At 33.2% G+C, this 20,216-nt stretch carries 23 protein-coding genes; 15 read left to right on the top strand and 8 right to left on the bottom strand.

The genetic code is table 11. The features are described from left to right. Positions 1-63 precede the first annotated feature (63 nt). Positions 64-510, bottom strand: coding sequence for a hypothetical protein (locus G6Z82_RS05305; protein ID WP_006735753.1), 447 nt, complete (start codon positions 508-510; stop codon positions 64-66). 198 nt (positions 511-708) lie between these two features. On the opposite strand from G6Z82_RS05305, the gene G6Z82_RS05300 reads away from it, so the two are divergent. The 4 genes from G6Z82_RS05300 to G6Z82_RS05285 all read left to right on the top strand — a co-directional run bounded on the left by G6Z82_RS05300 (position 709) and on the right by G6Z82_RS05285 (position 3,832). Next, a complete protein-coding gene (locus tag G6Z82_RS05300) occupies positions 709-921 on the top strand; it encodes a DUF1659 domain-containing protein (protein ID WP_006732740.1) in 213 nt (70 codons plus the stop codon). 35 nt (positions 922-956) lie between these two features. After that, positions 957-1,223: a DUF2922 domain-containing protein gene (locus tag G6Z82_RS05295; RefSeq protein WP_006730555.1), complete on the top strand. Its 267-nt coding sequence runs from the start codon at positions 957-959 to the stop codon at positions 1,221-1,223. 192 nt (positions 1,224-1,415) lie between these two features. Next, entirely contained in the window at positions 1,416-2,720 is a 1,305-nt protein-coding gene (locus tag G6Z82_RS05290; protein ID WP_164785893.1) for a glycoside hydrolase family 73 protein, read from the top strand. Positions 2,721-2,731: 11 nt separating this feature from the next. Beyond that, positions 2,732-3,832, top strand: a complete 1,101-nt coding sequence (locus G6Z82_RS05285; RefSeq protein WP_164785891.1) for a GH25 family lysozyme — start codon at positions 2,732-2,734, stop codon at positions 3,830-3,832. 242 nt (positions 3,833-4,074) lie between these two features. Here G6Z82_RS05285 and G6Z82_RS05280 read toward each other — a convergent pair whose 3' ends face one another. Continuing rightward, entirely contained in the window at positions 4,075-4,737 is a 663-nt protein-coding gene (locus G6Z82_RS05280) for a hypothetical protein (protein WP_164785889.1), read from the bottom strand. A gap of 304 nt (positions 4,738-5,041) precedes the next feature. On the opposite strand from G6Z82_RS05280, the gene G6Z82_RS05275 reads away from it, so the two are divergent. From G6Z82_RS05275 to G6Z82_RS05265, 3 genes are all read left to right on the top strand, one after another. Continuing rightward, positions 5,042-6,343, top strand: a complete 1,302-nt coding sequence (locus G6Z82_RS05275) for a YSIRK-type signal peptide-containing protein (RefSeq protein ID WP_164785888.1) — start codon at positions 5,042-5,044, stop codon at positions 6,341-6,343. Between the two features lie 224 nt (positions 6,344-6,567). Continuing rightward, positions 6,568-8,520 carry an albumin-binding GA domain-containing protein gene (locus G6Z82_RS05270; RefSeq protein ID WP_241243736.1) on the top strand — a complete coding sequence of 651 codons (1,953 nt, stop codon included), beginning with the start codon at positions 6,568-6,570 and terminating at the stop codon, positions 8,518-8,520. Between the two features lie 131 nt (positions 8,521-8,651). Then, positions 8,652-9,512 carry a hypothetical protein gene (locus G6Z82_RS05265; protein WP_006730057.1) on the top strand — a complete coding sequence of 287 codons (861 nt, stop codon included), beginning with the start codon at positions 8,652-8,654 and terminating at the stop codon, positions 9,510-9,512. 36 nt (positions 9,513-9,548) lie between these two features. Here the strand turns inward: G6Z82_RS05265 and G6Z82_RS05260 are convergent, their stop codons facing one another. Together G6Z82_RS05260 and G6Z82_RS05255 are read right to left on the bottom strand one after the other, a co-directional pair. Continuing rightward, complete coding sequence (locus tag G6Z82_RS05260; protein WP_006729541.1) at positions 9,549-9,974, bottom strand: type I 3-dehydroquinate dehydratase; 426 nt, start codon at positions 9,972-9,974, stop codon at positions 9,549-9,551. A gap of 61 nt (positions 9,975-10,035) precedes the next feature. Further along, positions 10,036-10,530, bottom strand: a complete 495-nt coding sequence (locus tag G6Z82_RS05255; protein WP_006729542.1) for a sigma-70 family RNA polymerase sigma factor — start codon at positions 10,528-10,530, stop codon at positions 10,036-10,038. A 216-nt stretch (positions 10,531-10,746) separates the two neighbouring features. Here G6Z82_RS05255 and spx point away from each other — a divergent pair, with 216 nt between their 5' ends. The 3 genes from spx to G6Z82_RS05240 all read left to right on the top strand — a co-directional run bounded on the left by spx (position 10,747) and on the right by G6Z82_RS05240 (position 12,947). Then, the gene (gene spx, locus G6Z82_RS05250; protein ID WP_006729543.1) at positions 10,747-11,145 is read left to right on the top strand and encodes a transcriptional regulator Spx; all 399 of its coding nucleotides are present in this window, start codon (positions 10,747-10,749) and stop codon (positions 11,143-11,145) included. A gap of 90 nt (positions 11,146-11,235) precedes the next feature. Further along, positions 11,236-12,000: an adaptor protein MecA gene (locus tag G6Z82_RS05245; RefSeq protein ID WP_102215327.1), complete on the top strand. Its 765-nt coding sequence runs from the start codon at positions 11,236-11,238 to the stop codon at positions 11,998-12,000. 77 nt (positions 12,001-12,077) lie between these two features. After that, positions 12,078-12,947: a competence protein CoiA family protein gene (locus G6Z82_RS05240; RefSeq protein ID WP_164785887.1), complete on the top strand. Its 870-nt coding sequence runs from the start codon at positions 12,078-12,080 to the stop codon at positions 12,945-12,947. On the opposite strand, the gene G6Z82_RS05235 is transcribed toward G6Z82_RS05240, so the two are convergent. Together G6Z82_RS05235 and G6Z82_RS05230 are read right to left on the bottom strand one after the other, a co-directional pair. Further along, entirely contained in the window at positions 12,940-13,557 is a 618-nt protein-coding gene (locus G6Z82_RS05235; protein ID WP_164785886.1) for a DsbA family protein, read from the bottom strand. The genes G6Z82_RS05240 and G6Z82_RS05235 overlap by 8 nt on opposite strands. A 64-nt stretch (positions 13,558-13,621) precedes the next feature. Continuing rightward, positions 13,622-14,236 (bottom strand): CYTH domain-containing protein, encoded by a 615-nt coding sequence (locus tag G6Z82_RS05230; RefSeq protein ID WP_163623560.1) that lies wholly within the window; start codon positions 14,234-14,236, stop codon positions 13,622-13,624. Between the two features lie 77 nt (positions 14,237-14,313). On the opposite strand from G6Z82_RS05230, the gene yjbM reads away from it, so the two are divergent. The 3 genes from yjbM to G6Z82_RS05215 are packed head-to-tail and all read left to right on the top strand — an operon-like array spanning position 14,314 to position 16,641. Continuing rightward, on the top strand, positions 14,314-14,940 hold the full coding sequence (gene yjbM, locus G6Z82_RS05225; RefSeq protein WP_164786010.1) for a GTP diphosphokinase: 627 nt from the start codon (positions 14,314-14,316) through the stop codon (positions 14,938-14,940). Beyond that, entirely contained in the window at positions 14,940-15,746 is an 807-nt protein-coding gene (locus G6Z82_RS05220; protein WP_006731189.1) for an NAD kinase, read from the top strand. The genes yjbM and G6Z82_RS05220 overlap by 1 nt, the downstream gene beginning before the upstream one ends. Continuing rightward, positions 15,718-16,641, top strand: a complete 924-nt coding sequence (locus tag G6Z82_RS05215; protein ID WP_164785885.1) for an RluA family pseudouridine synthase — start codon at positions 15,718-15,720, stop codon at positions 16,639-16,641. Before G6Z82_RS05220 ends, G6Z82_RS05215 begins: the two co-directional genes overlap by 29 nt. Before the next feature lie 39 nt (positions 16,642-16,680). Here G6Z82_RS05215 and G6Z82_RS05210 read toward each other — a convergent pair whose 3' ends face one another. Together G6Z82_RS05210 and G6Z82_RS05205 are read right to left on the bottom strand one after the other, a co-directional pair. After that, complete coding sequence (locus tag G6Z82_RS05210) at positions 16,681-17,514, bottom strand: undecaprenyl-diphosphate phosphatase (RefSeq protein WP_164785884.1); 834 nt, start codon at positions 17,512-17,514, stop codon at positions 16,681-16,683. Between the two features lie 8 nt (positions 17,515-17,522). Further along, positions 17,523-18,542, bottom strand: a complete 1,020-nt coding sequence (locus G6Z82_RS05205) for a lactonase family protein (RefSeq protein WP_164785883.1) — start codon at positions 18,540-18,542, stop codon at positions 17,523-17,525. A gap of 135 nt (positions 18,543-18,677) precedes the next feature. Here G6Z82_RS05205 and G6Z82_RS05200 point away from each other — a divergent pair, with 135 nt between their 5' ends. Then, the gene (locus tag G6Z82_RS05200) at positions 18,678-19,058 is read left to right on the top strand and encodes a PTS glucitol/sorbitol transporter subunit IIA (RefSeq protein ID WP_006730051.1); all 381 of its coding nucleotides are present in this window, start codon (positions 18,678-18,680) and stop codon (positions 19,056-19,058) included. A gap of 9 nt (positions 19,059-19,067) precedes the next feature. Continuing rightward, positions 19,068-20,210 carry an AI-2E family transporter gene (locus tag G6Z82_RS05195; protein ID WP_006730059.1) on the top strand — a complete coding sequence of 381 codons (1,143 nt, stop codon included), beginning with the start codon at positions 19,068-19,070 and terminating at the stop codon, positions 20,208-20,210. The last annotated feature ends 6 nt before the right edge of the window (positions 20,211-20,216 follow it).

The raw sequence follows: 20,216 nt of genomic DNA, 5'->3' as shown, positions 1-20,216 counted from the left end.
AAGAATGCTATAGCATTCTTTTTATTACTACATTCTCATATATTTTGCAAAAACATGCAAGCCTTAAGAAAGAGTTTGTGAGATGTTATTGCGACGTTCACTGTACCAATCATTCCACTCGTCAAATGTACGAACACTTTCTACAGCTAGACCAGTTTTTGCTTTAATATTTGCTAGAATATTTTCAAAATTTTGTGCATGAATATTCAAAACATGTTTAATCAAATTACGACGACCAAATGCTTCATTGGCAAGAATATATGTATTGATTTCAATAATATCATGATTACCATCAAAAGCTGCCATGATTTCTAAATCAGCTTGTTCAAATTTGGCAATATAAAAGTTTGCGAAAACATTTAAATAATCAGGATATTCCTTATATTCAGTTGCTGGCATTTCTACACGATTGGGTTCTGGTACAACTACTTCAAATTGATCTTCAGTAGTTTCTTCAGTAGTTTCTTCAGTAGTTTCTTCGGTTTCGGTATTCTTTAAGTCTTCAGTCAAAGTTAAGAGCTCCTTCTTATTTGTTATATCTGTACAAAAATTCAATACTATATTACATGTAAAATAGTATAAAATCAATCTTTTTATGAATTATCTGAATTTTTGCGACAAATTATCATTCTCAAACGTTAGTAATAGTGTAAGTCAAAAAAACACCGGTGAAAAACTTACATTATATTTAATAAGGATGGTATGAAGATGAAAACAAAAACAGTGTCACAAAAAGTAGAATATATATTTATTAATCCTAAGTATGATGAGGGAGAAAAAGTATTTACTTTTAAAAATTTAAAGCCCGATGCAGATTATGCAAGTGTGGTAAATGTAGGTAAAGCAATAGCTAAATTACATAAAGGCGATAGCTTTAAAAATGCTACATTAATTCAAAGCAATGAGATTATTGCTGAATAAAATCAGAATTAGTACACAATAAGGAGAGATAAACAATGACAAAAACAAGCAAAACATTAAAATTAATTTTTAAAAATGATCATCATAAGGTATCTACTTTGAGTTTGCCATATGCTAGTGCTAACTTGACAGAAGCTGAAGTTAAAGAGGTGATGGATACTATTGCAAAAGAAAATATTTTTGCTAAAGAAGGGGTTGGGCTATATACTGAACCGCAAGCAGCTCAATATGTTGAGCGAACGATTAATCCAATTTTCACTACTGCTAAATCAAAGCATCCAATTGCTCCAGCAATTAATTAAAATTTTAAACAACTAATGATCAATAGTTAAAATAATCTAACAAAACACAGTCTATTAACAGGGATAATTTCTGGATAATAGGCTGTGTTTTAAGTTAATGTTACAATTATGTTATTGAACAGATGTTCGGTTGAAATGGAAAAATTTAGTACTTAAAATAAAAATTGGTACGTAATATTAAAGGAGAAGGATATGAATAGATCAACTATAACGAGTGCTGTCACGGCAATTCTAATTGCTGGTGCTGGGATATCTGTAGATAATATCTTAAATACAAATAGCCAGACTCATCAAGTAGTCGATGCTACCACTCAACAGGAATTTTTAAATAAAGCTATACCTGCTGCTACTAAAGCTTCGTCTAAGTACGGAACATATACTTCAGTGATGCTTGCACAAGCTATTCTTGAATCTAATTGGGGTAATTCTCAGTTGGCACAAGAACCAAATAATAATTTGTTTGGCATCAAGGGTTCATATCAAGGAAATTCTGTATCTTTTTCGACTTCTGAGTTTAGTGATGATAATGGTTACTATACAGTTGATGCTAATTTTAGAAAGTATCCGACTTATCATGAGTCGTTTGATGACAATGGTAATTTACTTCGCAATGGCTTAAATGGATATTATTCAGATACTTGGATTGAAAATGCACAATCTAGTTCAGATGCTACAAATGGTTTGCAAGGCAAGTATGCTACTGCTCCTAATTATGCTCAGAGTTTGGATAAAATTATTAGTCAATATAATTTGACAAAATATGATCCGAAAATTACAGACGTTAACGAAAGAAAAGTCATACAAAAAACTTGTTCTGTGTCTTCAGCACCTGTTGAATCTAGTGTAGGTAAATTAGTTAAGACTTTGCATAGAGGCGACGTAGTAGATGTCACTAAGTATATTGCTTATGGCAATGGTGTTAAATATGCTTTGACTAATTATGGTTGGATTGATGCAATTGCGATAGTTCCTATTGTGAGTCAAGCCCCAGTTGCTAGGATGAGTGACGCTAGCGTCGTTAATAAAATTGTCAAAATCAATTATATTCCTAAATATGGGATTGCTGTTTGGCAAAAACCAGCTCATCACGTAGTTGGTAAGTATTTAGCACATGGTACTAGTTGGCGTGTTGATCGCCAGATTAGTATTAATAATCATTTATGGTATCGTGTAGGAACTAATCAATGGATAGATAGCCAATATACTATTGTAACTTATGATAGTAAAAAAGTAGCTGAACCTAAAACTCAAGCACCAGCTAGTCCAGTTAGCTCAACTGGTCGAAATGAAGTAGCTGCACATGGGATAGTTACAGTTAGTTGTGGTAATTATCAAAAATTAGCAGTTGTTAATGCTCCAGCCGGTAAGTTAACTGGTAAAAAATTAGCTAATAACACTCGCTGGCGTTTCTTTAAGATTGCTAAAGCTGATGGACATTTTTGGTATAATTTAGGCGGTAACCAGTGGGTTATAGCCGATTACGTTTATGAAAAATAAGGAGGAATTTGATGCATATTTCTAAGTCAGAATGGTTGGGAGTTGCAGTTTGTTTTGGAGCATTAGCTTCTATGCCTAATACGGTTGTCAAAAATTCACCTGTAGCTATGACTACAGTAAAAGCTGATACTAGTTATGTTGAAAATAAAAGCTATGGAGTCGATGTTTCTAGTTTCCAAAGCACTGATATGTCTAACTATGCTCAAAATGGTGCTAAATATGCTTTTGTTAAAACAACTGAGGGTACATGGTATACTAATCCAAAGGCTAGTGGTCAGGTATCTAGTGCTTTAGCTAATAATATGATGACTATGTCATATCATTTTGCAGTATTTGGAAATGATGCACAAAAAGCTAGTGCTGAAGCAAATTATGCTGTTAAGGCTAGTCGCAATGTTGGTGTTCCTGCTGGTTCATATGTCGTTTGTGATTGGGAAGCTGGAGACGGTAATAATATTAATGGACCAGTTGAAGCAAATACTGATGCAATTTTATCTTTCATGGATACAGTAAATGCTAATGGTTATAAGCCAATGCTTTATTCTGGTGCATATTTAATGAGAAATAAGATTGATACTGCTCGTGTAGTAGCTAAATATCCTAATTCATTGTGGGTCGCATCATATGCAACAATGGGTAGGATTGATGAACCTGATTTTGATTATTTTCCTTCCATGGATGGAGTAGCAATTTGGCAATTTACACACAATTGGCGTGGTCTTCATGTTGATGGAAATATTAATGTCTTACCATTATCAAAAGGTGGCGTTTCACAAGCACCAAGTAGTGTACCAGCTACACCTTCAGTTGACATTAATCAAGTGATAGCTAGTGCTAGTCAAAATGTTGCACAAAAAGAGCAAGCAGCTATTACATCAACTACAACTGATACAAATCAAGATGTACCATTTACTGCTGTAGGACGTGTTAACTATGTTCCTGGTTATGGCATCATGCTTTGGGGTCAGCCAGGTTATAAAAATGCTTTGAATCGCTATTTACCACATGGATCAAGATGGAAGATTTTCAAAAAACGTTATATAAATGGTAGCGTATATTACAATCTTGGTGGCAGCCAGTGGGTTGACGGTAAGTATATTATCATTGAATAATTCATCTAAAATAAAAAGCAGTTTTGAAGAACTGCTTTTTTTGCACAAAAAAAACATCGAATAAATTCGATGTTTAAGGCTTAGAAAAAAGATAATATTAGATATCAGAAAAGTTACATAAGTATATTTTTAAAGCGTTTTTAAAATAGCGTACCTTAAGTCTCTTTAAATCACCTTATAGGATAATAATATATCCATTTAACCTCTAATGTCAATTAAAAATCACAATTAAAATTAATGCTTTAGAAATGCTTATAAAATCTAACGATAGAGATGCTTAAAACAATTAGAGAACAGAAAATAGCAAAATAAGCTAAACAGTCAACGCTAAAAATCTGATTAGCCTGCCACAGACTAAGGTGCTTATTGATGGCGAATTGATTAGCCCAGTGATGTATTAATAAAGGAGTTAATATTAAAAATATGCTTGCGGCAATCGCTCCAGCTAACGAATACCGATAGACGTAAGGTTCCTTAAAAAAATGAGTCAAGATACAAAAGGCAGAGATCAATATTAGCAAAAACGACCAAATCATAATCTTAAGTCCAACAGGGTCTTGCATAAATTGAGAACTATTAATGGCATAACGATATGTACTCCACAAGTTACCACCCATTAAACGATTCAAAAAACTAAATAAATTGGATCCTTGATTAAAATAATAATTGTTTGACTGATTAGCAATTCCTTGAAACATAGTCAAAGCATCATTAGCTCCAGCAGATTGAAAATTAATGACAACGACATGTTGCAAGTAAGTTAAAAGAAAAATAATTATAGTAGCTATCATTTGAACAACTCTTAATGCATAGTGAGTGCGAGGATCATCAATATCTAACAGAAAATGCCAATTATCTCTAAAATGTAGATTCTCTCTAATTATACTCTCTCTATTTTGCTTCATAATTATAATTACCTCCATATCTAGTGTAACGACTATAATGAACTATTGGACAAACAAGCAACAATGATACAGATTATGTAGACACAAATGGATATTTGTCAAGTTACAATATTACAAAAAGATTACAACTTTAATCACAAAAAAGCAGTTAATAGCTTACTACTGTAAGTGTTTATATCAAAATATATTATTTAAAAAAATAAAAAAAACATTGAAATCAAATAAGTATGATATATAATATAAATATGTAGTACGTACGAATAGCGTACTTAAGAAAAATGATTTAATTCATGGAGGATTAGATATGAAAAAGGAAAAGTTAAACAAATTTTCTATTAGAAAATTATCAGTTGGTGCTGCATCCGTATTAGTTGGTGTTGCACTTGCTGGTGGTGCAACTACAGCATTTGCTGATGGTACATCCGCTAACACACAAGCAGCTGCAGTTAAGACTGAAAAGTCAGCTGTTGTTGTATTTAAAACAGCTGATAACAAGCTTGTGGGCTACACTGTAGTAAAAGGTTTACCTACTGAAGCAAATGTTAAATCTGATGTACCTGATGGTTACAATTTGGTAACTCCAGTTAAGTATAATTCAGTAGGTACAGCTGACAAACCTGAATACGAAGTAGCTGTTGTTGAAAAGTCATTAGTTGAAAAAGTTGCAGCAGAAAGAACTAAGAGAGCTGGACTTTCATACGAAGACATTACTAAGAAACATGATGCTAAGGTAAAATTTGATGCAGCACATGCAGCAGTACAACATGCTAAAGATGCATTGGATGCAGCTAATGATGCAATGGCAGAAAAAGATACTGCTGTTGAAGTTTCAAAAGCACAATTAGCATTATACAAGGAACTTCTTGCTAAGAACCCTAAGGCTAATGTTGGTGATAAGGTTGCTACAGCACAAGCTGAATACGTAAAAGCTGTATCAGCTCAACTTGCACAATCATTTGCAACTGCTAAAGCTAAGGCAGAATTTGTTGCAGCTGTAAGAAAAGAAGCTGAAGCAAAAGTTGCTTATGAAAAACTTGGTGGTCAATTAGCTGATCTTTCTGCTTACAACACTTTGGAAGTAATTGCTGGTAAGATGGACGTAGTTAAAGCACAAGCTGCTACAGCAAAGAAAGCAGTTGAAGATGCAAAAACAGCTTTATTTAAAGCTAAGCTTGAAGCAGCTGAAAAGACAGATCCTGTAGAACTTATTGTTGCTAAGTTTGCTCTTGAAGATGCTACTAGTGCATTAAACAATGCATTAGCAACTTACAACGCATATGTTGCAAGATTAAACACTTTAAAGACTTACTTTGATGAAGTACATAAGACAGCTCTTGTATCAACCAAAGCTGTAACACCTAGTGCTGCAGAAACTCCTGTAGCAGAAGCTGCAGAAGTAGCATTCTCAGGTGTTGCTAAGACATTTGTTAAAGGTCATCCAAACTACGCTGTAGCTATGATGGACGCAAATGGTGTATACACTGGCAAATTCTTAAAGCAAGGTTCTAGCTTCAAGGTATTTGGCAAGAAGACTATTAAAGGTCGTGTATGCTACAGATTAGGTACTCAATCACAATGGGTTCCTGCAGAATTCTTAGTATTTTAATGAATAAGATTAAAAAAGCAGATAAGTTATCTGCTTTTTTTCATTATCATTTTTTTTTTTAATATTTTGCCGGATAATATTCGATTTTTTGTTGTAATCGTTAACAGATGATACTATAATAATTTTAGTTAAAACAAAATAAATTTTTACATATGTAAATTTATGGAGGATTATAATTATGAAAAGAGAAAGATTAGATAAGTTTTCAATCAGAAAGTTAACTTGTGGGAGCAGCTTCAGTATTGATTGGTGTAGCATTTGGTGCTACAACTGTTAGTGCAGCACCAACTGTACCACAAGCTCCTGCAACAGGTCAACAAGCTGCAGAAGTTACTGAACTTAAGGACGTTAAGTTCACTTTCAAGATGGGTGATAAGTCAGCTACTACTGAGCCAGTAACAGTTTATGTTACTAAAGATGGTCACTACGGTTTTGAAAATGACGCTGCTAAGTGTAAATCTACTGCAGCTCAGATTGTTTCAGCTTTCTTGGATAAAGTAACTGACAATGATATTAAAAATGCCGAAGGTATAGCTTATCCAGAAAAGATTAACGCTGGTGAGAACACTGTTGAGGTAGCTGCTAAACCTGCTTCTAACAAAGTAGAACATAGTGATGCTGATTTGCAAAAAGAAGCAGAAAAAAAGGCTGATGAACTTACGAACAGTCCTGCTTTTTTCAAGGCTGAGTTAAAAGATGCAGAACATGACTTGCAAGTAGCTAAAGATACAGTTGCACAAGCAGAGCAAGAAGGCAGCTTGTCACAAGAAGAAATGGCTAAACTTCAAGATGACGTTGCAAAGGCAGAAGCAAAGGTCAACGAACTTAAGAACAGTTCTGCTTTTGTTGAAGTTCAGTTAAAAGATGCAGAGCATGAATTGGAAGTAGCTAAAGATGCAGTTGCACAAGCAGAGCAAGAAGGTGGCTTGTCACAAGAAGAAATGGGTAAGCTTCAAGATGAAGTTGCAAAGGCAGAAGCTAAGGTTAATGAATTGAAAGCAAAGGTAACACCAGAACCAAAACCAGAGCCAAAACCGGAAGAAACAACTTACCACTTCCAATACGATGACAAGAAGGGTACCAGCATTAGACAGGATTACGCAGCAGCAAGTCAGGATGCAGCAGAAATGCACTTCACAGAATATGCTATTGCTAATGGACTCGACCTTGATTATCAATACCTTAGCTACGATGCAGCTAGCCATACATTTGTATACAAGGACTTCGAATCAAAGAAGGGTGAACCAGAAGTACAACCAGAGTTGCCAGTAGCACCAATGCCAAAGACTGTTTACCACTTCCAATACGATGATAAGAAGGGTACAAGCATTAGACAAGATTTCGCAGCAGTAAATAAAGAAATCGCAGAAATGCACTTCAAAGAATATGCTACTGAAAGTGGACTTGTATTAGATGATGCACACTTTGCATACAATGAAGCTAACCAGACATTTGTATACAAGGACTTCGAGTCTGAGAAGGGTGAACCAGAAGTATTGCCAGTACCAGCAGCTGATGTACTTGCAGAAGCTAAGAATGTAGCACATGCAGAATTTACTAAGGCTGGAATTACAGGTAAGATCTTCCACGATGCAATTGATGCAGCTAAGACCGTAGAAGGACTTCAAGCATATGTTGCAGAAACATTGAAAGCACACAAGACTGTAGAACCAGTAACTCCAACTCCAGCTCCAGTAGTTTCAGGCGAAACAGGAATTGGCTACCTCAATTTAGATATGCTTTCTGATGGCTTTACAGGCACTTTATACGTTCCTGTAGTTGGTAAGGACGTTAACTGCAAAGTAAGATTACTTGATGATGCAGGTAAGTACACTAATGACTATGTAGTTACAGATACAACTGTTAAAGCATTAGCAAGCAAGGTTGTTAATGGTGTAACATTCTACAAAGTTGCTGAAAACAGATGGATTCCTGCTAAGTTTGCAGAAGTACTTTCTGATAAGGAAGTAGCATTTAAGGGTGTTGCTAAGACATTCGTTAAGGGTCATGCAAACTACGCTGTAGCTATGTTGGACGCAAATGGTAAATACACTGGTAAATTCTTGAAGCAAGGTTCTAGCTTTAAGGTATTTGCTAAGAAAGTTATCAACGGTCATTTATGCTACAGATTAGGTACTCAAGCACAATGGGTTCCTGCACGTTTCTTAGTATTCTAATCTAAGTGTTTAGTTTAAAAGAACAGGTATTGTTACCTGTTCTTTTTTTGTGCATATTATTTGCTTTTTTTCGTGAACCATGTTAAATTTTTAATTGGCTAAAATTTTTAAAACTTGAGAGGAGAATATTTTTGAAGAAACGACAGCTCAAAACAAAACTGCCGTATAAGGAAAAGACTTATCAATGGTCTAAGGAGATTATTAGGGAGAAGTTGCACTTTGCATCTGGTTCAGAATTGTTACAGTATGTGGTTCATATGGATAATTATGCTGTTAGTGCAATGATGATGGCAATGTATGATTTTGATAAGGATCCGCTGGAAGGTAAGTATAAGGCGGTAATCTTTGATCAAAATCATGGTATTGTCTTGTCTACTAGAAATACTCGTCAGATTATTGGTGATTTTTTGAATAATGAAATATTTGAGTATCAGCTTGGTCTAGCGGTACAAAAGAAAATTGCTAGATCGATGAATTTGAATAGGTATCATGCGTTGTCATTTAATAAGTTCGCATTTTTTTCGTTAAAGGGTTTTACTAATGGGAAAACTAGTTGGTTGAATCTGAGTGCGTTGACTGAATTTTCGTTGCATAGACGTGATGCTCGCTTTACTTCTGTTGAGGTTAATGGTAGTCGACATATCTTTTGTTTTGATAAGGTGGTTGCTAATCTCGATAAGGTGTTGTCTGAAGCAATTACACATAATTTAGTAGTTAAACGTGGTCTTTTAGCCTATGAATCTAAGTTGATGGGAAGACCCGTGGTCAACGGACGTGAGAAAAAATCGCTGTTGAATGATTCGCAATATTTTGCTTATGAAATTATGCCAAAGTGTGATGCTAATTACCTTGTTTCAATGTCTAAGGGTATTTGGCATGATATATTCTTGTTATTTGGTAAACGTCTATTCAAACTTTTAGAAATTAATTGGAATTACGAAGATTATAAGGAAGCTTATAAACATAATAATCGTATTAACTATCTTCGCTAAATAAAAAGCAGTGCCTATGATGTGCACTGCTTTTGCTTAATTATGGTATTCACGAATTAGTAAATGCTTGTTTTTGGCTTTTTTGATTAGATCGTTTACTCGGTCTGGAGTATGGTCAAGTTCGATGTCTATAGCTGTGCCAAAGTTGAAGTTAATTAATAATTCTACTAAATTTAGATAGGCATCCTCACTGCATAGTTCAGTTTTTCCGCCTAATTTTTGACTGCGAAAAGTCGTTAAAATCTGTAGCTGGGGAGCTTGTTGATGGATTTGCTGGTTGAGAGCTAATAAGCGGTCAATTTCAGTGGCGTGTTCATAGTAGTCGATTCGCCATTCCATCATTTGTGATAGGTTATTACATTTTAGAGCTTGTGCGATAATTTCTGGCTCAGTTGTTTTTTGATTAATGATGACTTTTCTTTTTTCTAGATTATTAAAGATGATCTCTTCGTAATTTTGCATAATGATTCCTCTTTATTCTAAGTACTAATTTGATTATAGCTAAAATTTCGCTTAATTAAAATTAGTCTTGTAGTTTTTCTCGGAGACGAAGTCGTAAGGCGGCTTTGTTTCGGTGTAATGTGCTACGTGAGATGTTGTATTGTTTGCTAATTTCAGAGATTGTTTTATTGTTGATCCAGTGTTGGATGAAAATTAAACGTTCTGTGGGTGACATGCTTTTGATTTCATCTTCTAATAATAAAAAGTTATCATGCTGGGGTATGATAAAGTTGATTTGTGGATGATCTGCAATATTTTGCTGCTCATTGTATTTCTTGTGTTTTCTTAATTGGTCAATAATTCGCCATTTAATTTTGGTAAAGGCTATTTTATCTTTATCTTTTTCTGCTAGTTGAACTGTATCTAATGCTTCTAAACATTCTGCATATAAGATAATACCTTCATTGAGTAAATCTTCATAATTGTGATATTGACGCTGAACGCCGATAGTTTTTAAAACGCCAGCAACTAATTTTTTATTGTTCCATGCTTTGATAAAATTTTGTGACTTGATCATTTGAATGACTTCTTTCTTTTGATATGGTCACAAGCGCTTGTGTAAGAAAAGCTTAACATGGAGCATCATCTGATGACGAAACATACTAAGTTTTGACACTATAAATCTTATGATTTTCTTTAACTATTTCTTTATAGTATCACAAAAACTTCACATTTTAATGATATAATAGATATATGTTGTTGAGTAATGATTTTATGTCTGAGGAGTGATTGAATGATAAAATTATATATTTCCCCAAGTTGTACTTCATGTCGTAAAGCTAAGGCGTGGTTAACAAAACATAATCTTGCTTTTGATGAACGGAATATTTTAATACAACCACTAACCAAAAAAGAAATTTTAAATATTTTACGTTTAACGGAAGATGGTACTGAAGAAATTATCTCAACTAGATCAAAAATATTTAAAAAGTTAAATGTTAATTTAGATCAGTTGTCGATTGATCAGTTGCTTGATCTAGTTGTTAAGCATCCAAGTTTATTAAAGCGGCCAATTATTATGGATAATCGAAGACTGCAAGTTGGGTATAATGTAGAAGATATCAGAAGATTTTTGCCCCGTAGTGTTCGAAAAATGGAATTAATTCGTGCTAATGCAATTATTAGCTTATGAAATTTGTAAAATACACTTAATTTTTGAGATTTAATTACTAACTTTGTTTTATAATATAAAAAGTAACTACAAAAAATAGAGGTGAAAAATTTGAAAATTAATCGAATCAATGAGAATGTAATTCGGGTCGAAATTAGTAATGATGAAATTGCTGAACATGGATTAAGTGTGTTGGACTTTATTAAGAGAACGGATAAGGTTCGTGATTTTTTGATGGGTATTGCTAAAGAAGTATATGGCAAAAATGATGATAATGATGAAGAAAAGCATGAGGAAGACTTAGTTAGCTTTGAAGTGATGCCTAGTTCTGCAGGATTGGCTATTAGGATTGTGCGCTCGCCTTTGAGTCGTGATCTGGATGAAGATAATTCTGCAGATGACGAATCATCATTTGTAGAAGATGATGACGAAGAAGAAAGTGAAGAGGATAGTCATTCTGGTTGCTATTATCGCAAATATCATCCTGAAGAATTCGAAGATGAAAATGATGAAGACGAAGAAGAAGATGAAGATGATTCTACTGGTATGTTAGAAGATTTTCATCGAATTTATAGTTTTGCGGATTTTGATGATTTAGTTGCTTTTATGGATGTTGTGCATGTTGCTGATCTGGCATCATCATTGTATTTCTTTGAAGGTAAATACTATTTACAGATGGAATTTATTGATGATCTAACATTATCCGAACCTCAACAAATCTGGGCTCTGGCTAATGAGTTTGGAACTCGTCTTGAAGCCAAGGGTTTTAGAGCTCGTCTTGTTAATGAAAAATTTGCTATGGTTAAGCATTATGGTATTTGTATTTACCGCCGAGATGCTATTAGTCAATTTAAAGAAAACTTTTTTGCTAAATAAAAAGTCTGTTGATAAATTTTTAAAACAAAATTTATTAGCAGGCTTTTTTTGCGTATATAACAAATGGAGGTTTGTTTATGTACGCTGCATTAGTCAATGAAAAATTAGTTACTGCTTATGAAGAATATAGCTTGTTGCCAAATTATCAGCAATTGAATACCAAAATTTATAGGTGTCCTCGTTGTAAAAAAAGAGTCATTTTAATTGTCTCACAAAGCAAAGCCCCATTTTTTAAACATTATAATGTCTCTCAAGGTAAAGGCGAGAAAGAAGAGCATGCACTAAGTAAGCAAATGCTATGTACCGCCTTGGTGGGTGCTGGATATCATGCTAAAATGGAGGTTAATTTGGCGTATCGTCAATTGCGAGCCGATATTTTGATGCAAAATAGCATTAGTTTTGAAATTCAATGTTCACCGATTAGTGATATAGAATTCGATCATCGTCATAATTTATACGAAAAAATAGGTATTAAAGATGTTTGGGTGGTTGGACGTCGTCATTTTTTACATCAGCAATTGCGAGAATCACAGAAGAAATTTTTACGTTTTAATCAACAATGGGGTTGGTATTATTTAGAAATTAATCCCTACGAAGCGGATATATCTTTAAAGTATAATATCTTACTTAGCCCCATTTCACGTAAACTCAAATATCAAATAAAGAAATTTTCGCTTGATGACCTTGGAATAAAGCAATTTTTTAATTTTGTGCCTTATTTAAAACGATATTCCTTACCTGATGTGCAGTTTCAAAGGCAATATTTACATAAAAAAATTCAACAAAAAACAGGATATGGTCTGCAGGTAGCTCAATTATTATATGAAAATAGAAAAAGCGTAGAAGATATACCAGTTGAGATCTTAACGCAATATTATTTACCTAAGCAAAGTTGTCCATTAGTGCAATACCTACAAAAAATATCTGAAGATATAGAAACTAAGTAATATTTTTTAAAACATGTAAACTAAGTGCTATTTTTTTATTTTGTTGCGGTTGCGGCTTTTGAAACATTTTTTTGAGACAATTAATTTCCAATTTGCCTTCAAATAAATAACCAGCTTCATCTTTAGCATAATTGTAAATAATTATAGTTGGTGTTACTTTAATATTGAATGTATTAATTAATTTTAAATCTTCATCAATAGACATATTGACATATTCAGATTGTCGCATCTCCTTGAAAGTTTTAGCTGAAAGATCAAAATTATTAATTAATTGTAAGACTAGTTCTTCAGAATATTTGCATTTTTGGATATTAACCATTTCTTGCAAATTAAGCACAAATTGTTTGGCAAGCTTATTGCCTTTGAGTAATTTGATCGAATGAAAATCTTTAATGGCATTAAAAGTATCGCCTGAAAATTGATTAAAAAGGTTAAGATCATAATTTCCCTTATTATTTTTAAGGGCATCGATAATACTTGGCATACTTGCCATGGGAATGAGATGATAATTAAATTTTTTGTTATATTGTTGCATAGTATGAAAAGCAATTTTTTCGCATTCGTGGCAGGTACCACCAATCGGGTTAACAAAAAAGAAGAGTTCAAACATTTTAGTTCCTCCAACATGCTAATCTTACTTTATCAAAAAAGTTGGCAAATGCAAAATTATTAAACTATTTTTTGTGCAAATATGCTCTTTTGATTTTACTTTGGTTTATTTGATCGTCGTCATAAGTTAAATTGAATTGCTCTTTTAGTTGGTCCAAAACTTTTTGGATGGTAGCAGGATCAGGATTTTCAATTTCCATTTCATAGTCAGAATAACCATCTGGATAGCAAGTTTTGTCTAAAGTTAGTTCACAATGATAAGGACCATCTAATAAAGTTCTATTAGTTTGGCTCCAAGTTTGTGGCTTTAATGTTGAGATCAATGTAGCATTATAATTTTGTTGAAAATAGTTAGCAATTTGTCCTGTAGTCATAATTTGTTGTGCTTGATTAACTAAATATTTAGCCTCAGCAAGGGTGAGGTCATCGTTGATTTCGATTACTTCTTGAAAATTATTTTGCTTTTTATGACTAGGATTAACTTTTAAAGTTTGTTCTGCATGATCATGGTAAAGGCGGATGCGTAGACTGATAGCATCTTTTTTTAGTGTTTGTTGTTGATTATCAAAATAATAATTACTTTGCTCAAATTGGGCTTTTTTGGTAAAAGATGTAATTATTTGTTGATAAAGCTTTTGGCTCAGTAATATTTTTGATTCTATTTCAATATTTTTTGACATTATTTTATTCCTCCTGATTTAAACCTTGTACCTCTCTATGGTAGAATAATTTTGTTTGAAACGGAAAGGAAATTTTGATGCAAGATTGGGATTTGTTTTTATGGCCATATCGTGAAGCTGTTTCAGAATTAAAAATCAAGTTGCGAGCTTTGCGTGAAAGCTATTTAATTAAAGTAGAACATTCGCCGATTGAATTTGTGGTAGGTAGGGTAAAGACGGTTGATTCTATTAAGGAAAAAATGGAACGCCGAGTAATTCCTTCTGATGTAATTGAAACAGACATGCAAGATATTGCAGGCATACGGATTATGTGTCAATTTGTTGATGACATTTATCAAGTAGTAGAGCTGCTTCACAACAGACATGATATGCATGTCATTGAGGAAAGAGATTATATTCAGAATGCTAAGCCGTCAGGATATCGTTCTTATCATATGGTGATTGAGTATACTCTATTTTTACCAGATGGACCTAAGAATGTAATAGCTGAAATTCAGATTAGAACTTTAGCTATGAATTTTTGGGCGACTGTTGAACATACTTTGAACTATAAATATCAAGGTAAATATCCAGACGACGTGTCTAAACGGCTGAAGTCAGCAGCCGAGGCGGCATATCAGTTGGATGAAGAAATGTCATCAATTAAAGATGAAGTTAGAGAAGCACAAAGAATTTTTACACAGACAAAAGGGAAAGAACAATGATGAAAGTAGCAATTGTTGGTAATGAACAAGTTAAAACGCAGGCAGTAGTTAAGAGTTTAAAGCGACTTTTATCTCAAAAACAAATAGATATAGATGTTGAAAATCCAGATGTTGTTTTGACAGTTGGTGGGGATGGTACCTTAATTTCTGCTTTTCATAAGTATGAGAATTTGTTGGATCAAGTGAGATTTATTGGAATACATACAGGTCACTTAGGTTTTTATACCGATTGGCGTAATTTTGAAATCGATAAATTAGTAGAAAATTTGGCAGATAAGCAACCATCTACAGCTTCATATCCCTTACTTGAATTATTGATTACAGATAAGGATCATCATAAAGAAAAATTATTGGCAATTAATGAAGCTACGATAAAGCGATTGTCTAAGACCTTGAAAGCTGATGTTTATATTCGAGATCAATTCTTTGAAAGTTTTAAAGGTGATGGCTTATGTGTTTCTACTCCTACTGGATCGACTGCTTATAGTAAATCATTGGGTGGTGCTGTCATTCATCCTCGTTTAAAAGCTTTACAAATGACGGAGATTGCTTCAATTAATAATCGGGTATTTAGAACATTATCTTCACCGATTGTGATTTCACCTGATGAATGGATTACTATTAAACCCGAAATTAATGATGATGATCCATGCGTTATCACTGTAGATGGCAATAAGTATAATCATTCGCACATTGAAAAGATAGAATATCGTATTTCTCAGCATGTAATTCGTTTTGATAAATTTCAGCATACACATTTTTGGAATAGGGTTGAAGATGCCTTCATTGGACATGAGCATGACTAAAAATGCGGATTTTTACAAACTCGTTTATCGTGAAAAGCGGCCACAAAAAGTAGCCGATTTTTTGTTGACTAAAGGATTTTCTAAACGATCTTTAATTAATTGTCGGCATCGTGGCGGTAATGTATTGGTCAATCATCGCAGAAGATATAATAATTATTTATTACATGATGGAGATGAAGTGATTTTTATTTTGGGAAAGGAAAAACCCAATGCGACACTGAAATTCTCTAATTTGCCGATTGCGATTGTTCAAGAAACAGCGAATTATTTGATAGTTAATAAAGAAGCTGATTTGTTAACTATTCCTTCCAAAAATGAGGATAATGATTCAGTGGTTGGGCGTTTATTACATTATCTAAATCCAGATGCTCTGCTTAAAATTAAGCCGCATATTATTACTCGCTTGGATCGAGATACTTCTGGCTTAGTTTTAGTAGGTAAAAATGCAGTTGCACATGCACGTTTTAATGTTAGTGATAAGCAACGAACAATCAAAAAATATCATGCTATTGTTCATGGCAATTTTTCGCCGAGTCAATTACAAGGAGTTATTGATGCTCCAATTGGCAAAAAAGATGATCCAATTAAAAGATACATCATGGAGGGCGGCAAAGATTCAGTTACTAAATATCGGGTAATTAAACAAGTTGCAGGTGCTAGTTTAGTCGAATTGCAATTATTTACGGGGAGGACACATCAAATAAGGGTTCATATGCAATATTTAGGGCATCCATTATTTGGTGATCACTTGTATGGTGTGGAGGATGATTTCCCTAGACAGGCTTTGCATTGCTTTTTATTAGCCTTTGATGATCCTTTGGAACATAAACGAATTGAAGTTCAGATTGCTGATCCAGCTGATATGTTGCAGTTGTGGCAAAAATTAAGCAAATAAAAATACTATTTCTTTAAAGTAGAAATAGTATTTTTTTACTTAAATTAAGTGGCTAAGACCAGCTAAAATAACAATAATTCCTAAAGCAATGCGGTACCAACCAAAAGATTTAAAATTGTGATTCTTAATAAATTTCAATAATAACTTGATTGATGCATAAGCAACTAAAAATGATACTAACATACCAACTAACAAAATGATTAGTTGATCACCGTGAAAGCTATGACCTTTGGCAAAGAATTTAACTAATTTTAGTAAAGATGCTCCGAACATAGTTGGAATTGCTAAGAAAAAGGAAAATTCAGTCGAAACATACCGAGATGCTCCTAACAATAAAGCACCTAAAATTGTTGCTCCAGAACGAGATGTCCCTGGAATTAGTGATAAAACTTGAAAACAACCAATTAATATAGCCATTTGATAGCTTAAACTGCCTAATTTGGTGATATTTGCTTGATTATGCTGACAGTAATATTCTAATAAAATGAATAAAATACCATATACAATTAATGTGCTAGCAATTACTGGCCAAGTAGACATATGTGCTTCTAACCAATCATTTAGTGGTAAACCAATTACAGCCGCAGGGATGACTGCCACGACTACTTTAAACCATAGATTCCAAGTTTCTTTTCGTTTTTGTTTATTTTTATTTTTGGAAAAAGGATTTAGTTTATCAAAATAAATTAAGATAACACTTAAGATGGCTCCTAATTGAATTACCACCATAAACATATTTATAAAAGAAGAGGGTTGGTTGAGTTTTACTAAATAATCTGCCAAATAAAGGTGACCTGTAGAAGAAATAGGTAAAAATTCTGTAATTCCTTCAATTATTCCTAAAATAATAGCTTTAACAATATCGATTAACATAATATCTCCTAGTCCAAAATTATAACTCGTGTAGGTTCAGGCACATAAAAATCTTTTTGAATGGGAACTAGTGTGCCTAATTTTTGGTTACGCTTGTATAGTGTAGCATTATTTGAGTTTTGGTTGGCAACAATTAGTAAATTTTGTTGACTATTAAAATTGAAATCACGTGGAAAAGCTCCATAGACGGGAATTCGCTGGATTAAATCTAAGTGATGATTTGCTAGAATTCGATAAACCGCAATTGAATCATGCCCACGATTAGTAACATAAAGGAATTTATCGTCATTACTAATTCGGATCGCCGCTGCCCCATTATGCTCGCTGTATGATTCTGGAATAGTTTTGACACTGTCAATTTCAGCAAAATTCCAATTAGTTTCATCAATTTGAATTACATTAACTTTACTTGATAATTCGCCCACTACATACATATAGTGCCCATCAACTGAAAATCGCACATGACGTGTGCCAAAGCCAGCTTCCATTTGATAATTGGCTACATGCTTTAATTGATTTCCATCAAAGGTGTAAAAGTCTAAGCGATCCAAACCTAAATCGCAAGAAACAAGATTTCCCTGAGGAGTTTGATTAAAAAAGTGAGGATGAGCAGCATCTTGCTCTTTTAATTTGCCATGACCAGTATGTTGACAGGAGCTAATAAATTGTAGATGTCCTTGTTCGTCATATTGGAAGATAGACAAGGTACCTAGATGATAATTAGCAGTGTAGATGAGTTTTTTATTTTTGCTTAAAGCAAGATAGCACGGTGCAGCACCTGGATGATAAAATGCATCTATTTGGACATAATTTTGACCAATTAAGCGATAACTAGCAATACCAGCTTGGTTATCATTTTGCGAAATAGTAAATAATAAAGATCCGTCCGTTTGAAAATAAGTTGGTCTTTGCAACTGAATAATATTTTTTAAATTAGTGATAGATGGATTAGGGTTTTGCTGATCTAAAAATGCTTCATACAAACCCTGTGAAGCATGATCGGTATAACCACCAAATAAAACTTTCATAATATGCCCCTTACTTATAAAATTATAATTTCAATTATATCACAAAAATTTTTATCTATTTTTTACGCTTTAACGTTAATAATTAACTATTTTCGCTAGTATCATGTTAAAATTTAGTGTTAAGGGGTGATATATATGAAATGGATGGCAACAATTCAAAAAATAGGTGTCGAAGCAATTTCTAAAAATGAAAATATGGTTATTCTATTTAATGAAACTGCCAATGAAAAATTGAGTAGAGTAGCTGTAATTCAAAAATTTGATAAAGAAACTCCAGTAAGTAGTTTTATTTGTAAAAAAGATGATACTGTGACGATTGATGGCGAAACATATTTAGTTTTGCACGTAGGTCGCATGGTAGCTGATAATATGCACGCAATTGGTCATTGTGTATTATTTTTTGTAGATAAATTACCAGAAAAAACATTGCATAATGCAATTTATTTGCAAAAAGATGATGAAGAACCAATGCCACAATTTAAACAAGGTGATTGGATATCATATGAGCATCGTTAGGGAGTACTTATGGAGTTGAAGAATAAAAAAGATAATGCAAAAAGTATTTTTAATAGCTGGATTGTGAATAATCGATTTAGCATTTTTTTGCTGAATACCTTATTGCTTTTTTTGACTATTTTTATCTTTAATAAGATTGCTTTTTTATTGACTCCTGTGTTGACTTTTGTAAATGCTATTATGCCTGCAGTTATTTTAGCAGGAGTGCAATATTATTTGATGAATCCGATTGTTGATTGTTTGGAACAAAAATATCGTATTCCACGCATAGTGACAATTTTAGCCTTATTTATAGTTGTTTTAATAATTTTAATTTTGATTATCAATACTTTATTGCCAGTTATTGAAGCTCAGACAAAATCATTAATCGATCATTGGCCTTCATATTGGGATAGCGGGCAAGAGGCTTTGCGTCATCTGTTACATGATCCACGTTTAGATGGGATTCGTAGTGATTTAAATGATGCAGTATCAAATGCCCAAAGTATTTTATTTAATACAGGAAAGGCGAGCTTTAATCTATTTTTAGAGAATCTATTTGGAGCTGTCAATGTCATTTCAATGTTAATTGTAACTTTATTAACAGCACCATTTATTTTGTTTTTTATGTTGAAGGATGGCAAAAAAATCAATCCATATTTAACTAGTTTTATGCCACCACGCTTGCAAAATGTTTTTTCTAAGTTATTGCATGATATGAATATAGCTGTTTCATCATATGTGCGAGGGCAATTGATTGTTGCTTTTTGGGTTGGAGTAATGTTTGCTGTCGGCTATACTACAATTGGCTTAAAATATGGTTTAACTTTAGCTATTTTAGCAGCATGCCTTAATTTGATTCCTTACTTTGGTACACTAATTTCATTGATTCCAGCAATCATTATTGGAATATTAGACTCTCCTGTCATGTTATTAAAAATTTTTGTAGTATTCTTTATTGAGCAATTGATCGAAGGTAGATTTATTTCTCCACTTGTAATGGGCAGTAAAATGAAAATGAACCCTGTAACCACTATTTTGCTATTGATAGGTGCTAATTCTGTAGCTGGCTTATTAGGCGTCATTTTTGCCATTCCAATTTATGCTGGAATCAAAATTATTGTTGTGCAGGTGTTTGATTATTATCGTAAAAATTCAAGCTTATATAAATAAATACAT

The organism is Lactobacillus iners, assembly GCF_011058775.1.
GTDB lineage: Bacteria > Bacillota > Bacilli > Lactobacillales > Lactobacillaceae > Lactobacillus > Lactobacillus iners.
The sequence above is the reverse complement of the archived record's forward strand: the minus strand, read 5'-3'. Positions and strand labels throughout refer to the sequence as shown.

Coding starts and splice junctions, on each gene's coding strand:
- G6Z82_RS05300 (WP_006732740.1), top strand. CDS start 709: ATGAAAACAAAAACAGTGTCACAAAAAGTAGAATATATATTTATTAAT.
- G6Z82_RS05295 (WP_006730555.1), top strand. CDS start 957: ATGACAAAAACAAGCAAAACATTAAAATTAATTTTTAAAAATGATCAT.
- G6Z82_RS05290 (WP_164785893.1), top strand. CDS start 1,416: ATGAATAGATCAACTATAACGAGTGCTGTCACGGCAATTCTAATTGCT.
- G6Z82_RS05285 (WP_164785891.1), top strand. CDS start 2,732: ATGCATATTTCTAAGTCAGAATGGTTGGGAGTTGCAGTTTGTTTTGGA.
- G6Z82_RS05280 (WP_164785889.1), bottom strand. CDS start 4,737: ATGAAGCAAAATAGAGAGAGTATAATTAGAGAGAATCTACATTTTAGA.
- G6Z82_RS05275 (WP_164785888.1), top strand. CDS start 5,042: ATGAAAAAGGAAAAGTTAAACAAATTTTCTATTAGAAAATTATCAGTT.
- G6Z82_RS05260 (WP_006729541.1), bottom strand. CDS start 9,974: ATGCAAAATTACGAAGAGATCATCTTTAATAATCTAGAAAAAAGAAAA.
- G6Z82_RS05255 (WP_006729542.1), bottom strand. CDS start 10,530: ATGATCAAGTCACAAAATTTTATCAAAGCATGGAACAATAAAAAATTA.
- spx (WP_006729543.1), top strand. CDS start 10,747: ATGATAAAATTATATATTTCCCCAAGTTGTACTTCATGTCGTAAAGCT.
- G6Z82_RS05240 (WP_164785887.1), top strand. CDS start 12,078: ATGTACGCTGCATTAGTCAATGAAAAATTAGTTACTGCTTATGAAGAA.
- G6Z82_RS05235 (WP_164785886.1), bottom strand. CDS start 13,557: ATGTTTGAACTCTTCTTTTTTGTTAACCCGATTGGTGGTACCTGCCAC.
- G6Z82_RS05230 (WP_163623560.1), bottom strand. CDS start 14,236: ATGTCAAAAAATATTGAAATAGAATCAAAAATATTACTGAGCCAAAAG.
- yjbM (WP_164786010.1), top strand. CDS start 14,314: ATGCAAGATTGGGATTTGTTTTTATGGCCATATCGTGAAGCTGTTTCA.
- G6Z82_RS05220 (WP_006731189.1), top strand. CDS start 14,940: ATGAAAGTAGCAATTGTTGGTAATGAACAAGTTAAAACGCAGGCAGTA.
- G6Z82_RS05215 (WP_164785885.1), top strand. CDS start 15,718: ATGCCTTCATTGGACATGAGCATGACTAAAAATGCGGATTTTTACAAA.
- G6Z82_RS05210 (WP_164785884.1), bottom strand. CDS start 17,514: ATGTTAATCGATATTGTTAAAGCTATTATTTTAGGAATAATTGAAGGA.
- G6Z82_RS05205 (WP_164785883.1), bottom strand. CDS start 18,542: ATGAAAGTTTTATTTGGTGGTTATACCGATCATGCTTCACAGGGTTTG.
- G6Z82_RS05200 (WP_006730051.1), top strand. CDS start 18,678: ATGAAATGGATGGCAACAATTCAAAAAATAGGTGTCGAAGCAATTTCT.
- G6Z82_RS05195 (WP_006730059.1), top strand. CDS start 19,068: ATGGAGTTGAAGAATAAAAAAGATAATGCAAAAAGTATTTTTAATAGC.